General features: G+C 65.1%; 1 protein-coding gene and 1 pseudogene. Both read right to left on the reverse strand.

The window, feature by feature from the left end; all coding sequences use genetic code 11:
- Positions 1-590, reverse strand: a pseudogene (locus AHiyo1_RS20870) (PfkB family carbohydrate kinase); the annotation flags it as partial.
- On the reverse strand, positions 587-2014 hold the full coding sequence (gene uriT, locus AHiyo1_RS20875) for a uridine transporter UriT (RefSeq protein ID WP_059389865.1): 1428 nt from the start codon (positions 2012-2014) through the stop codon (positions 587-589). The gene uriT and the pseudogene AHiyo1_RS20870, both read right to left, overlap by 4 nt.
- Between the last annotated feature and the right edge of the window lie 16 nt (positions 2015-2030).

The raw sequence follows: 2030 nt of genomic DNA on the forward strand, positions 1-2030 counted from the left end.
CGATGTTGACCTTGGAGGTGTCAACGCCGATGGTCTTCTCCTCGTCGAAGATCGTCTATCGCTCAAGGCGGCCAGGCTCTGCGGGATCTCGGCGTACGGTGAGAGGTTCAACAGGACTGTTGCGCCGGCGTCGTGCGCTGTTTTGGCGGCAGCTCCACGGTCTCAAGGCTGACTTCCAGGCAGAGGCAGAGCACCGCGGCGTCGTCGAAGGCGTCCGCCGGCACGTCCGCCGGGGCGAGCGTTCCGTTGGCGCCGGCCGAAATGATGATGTTGTTCTCACCATTCGCGTCCACCGCGATGACCGCGACGCCGGTGGCATCATCCGCGGAACGGCGGACGCGGGAAACGTCCACGCCGGACCCTTCCGTGGAGGTGAGCAGCATGTCGCCGTTGGAGTCGTTTCCAACAGCGCCGATCAGGGTCACCGTGCCGCCCAGCTTGCTCGCCGCGACGGCCTGGTTGGCGCTCTTGCCGCCGGGATTGACCGCGAAACCGTTGCCGTGGACGGTTTCGCCCGGGAGCGGGAGCCGCTCGCAATAGATGGTCAGGTCCGCGTTCAACGACCCGACGACCACGATCCTGCGGTTCACTTTTCAACCTCGGCTTCGAGCGGCTTGGGGATGAGCAGCGACGCCGCGAAGGCGGCAACCGTGATGGCCAGGCCGACGACGACGACCGTCAAGTACGAGGCCTTGGCGTCGCCGAGCGCCGAGGTCGCCACAAGGACGGCCGGCAACACGAGGAAGCTCAGGCCGGCGCCGAGGTTGAAGGCTCCGGCGTTCATGCCGGGCAGGAAGCCGGGGTTTCCGGCGGGGGAGAGGACAACTCCGAGTCCGTTGAGCATGATGTTGACCGTACCGGCGTACATGATGCCGAGCAAGGCCGTTCCCACGATCATGAGGGGCAGGCTGCTGAGTCCGAGGAACGCGATGATGGCAAGGGCCACGATGCTTCCCAGCATGCCGATGCGCAGGACTTTGGTGTAGCCGAGCACGGGAGCGAGCCGGCCGCTGATGGGTCCGAACACCCAGCCGAGGAGGGCGTACGGCGTGAGGATCATGAGCGACATCTCGGTGGGTCCAACCCCGAATCCCGGGGCCGCAGCCTGGACGTAGGCAGGGACGATGCCGTTGATGACTGCGAAGATACCGGTCATGGCGAGCGTGGTGGTCAGCAGTGGTGCCCAGGTGGAACGCTGGCGAAGGTGGATCGTTTCCACCATGGGCTTCTTGGAGCGCTTCTCGACTGTCCAGAAGGCGGCGAACGCGGCTGCGGCGACCACGATCAGCCCGATGGCCAGCATGAGCGTTCCGGAAGAGAAAGCGCCGACCAGCTTGGATCCCTCGTTCAGGGCTGTCAGGAGTGCGCCCACAGCGATGACAATGAAGAACACGCCAAGCCAGTCCATTCCGGTACCGGCGGCGGGCTTGCTTTCCCCTGCAAGGATGGCGATCAACGCCGTGGCCACGATGGCAAGGCCAACCATGAGCCAGAAGATGCTCCGGAATCCGAAGTGCTCGGCGAAGTAGCCGCCCACGAAGGAGTCGACGCCGGCGACGCCGCCATTGACCGCTGTGATGAGGCCCATGAGGGCTCCGTACTTGCGCGGGTTGTTGACCGCGGAGCGCAGCATGATGAGGCACAGCGGCACGGTGGGACCGCTGACGCCCTGGATGATGCGGCCCACGAAGAGCCAGGTAACGTCGGGCGCCATGGCCGCGATGACCGAGCCGACGGCCATGAGCAGCATCATGCCGAGGAGGATCTTCTTGCGTCCGACGATGTCGCTCAGGCGCGGCAGGAAGAGCGAGAACAGGGCTGCGGCCGTGAAGAACCAGGTTTGGGAGAGGCCGATGACCGCCTGGTCCGTGTGGAGCTCGTTGCCCATGGTGACCAGGGCCGGACTGAGCATCGATGCGTTGAGCTGGAACGCCACGCAGGCCGCCAGCAGGGCAACCATGAGGGCGGTGACGTTGCCGCGGTTGGTCTTGGTTTCGTTGATGAGGGTGGTCATTTACTTGGCCTCTCCT

This window comes from Arthrobacter sp. Hiyo1 (assembly GCF_001263615.2).
Taxonomy (GTDB): Bacteria; Actinomycetota; Actinomycetes; order Actinomycetales; family Micrococcaceae; genus Arthrobacter.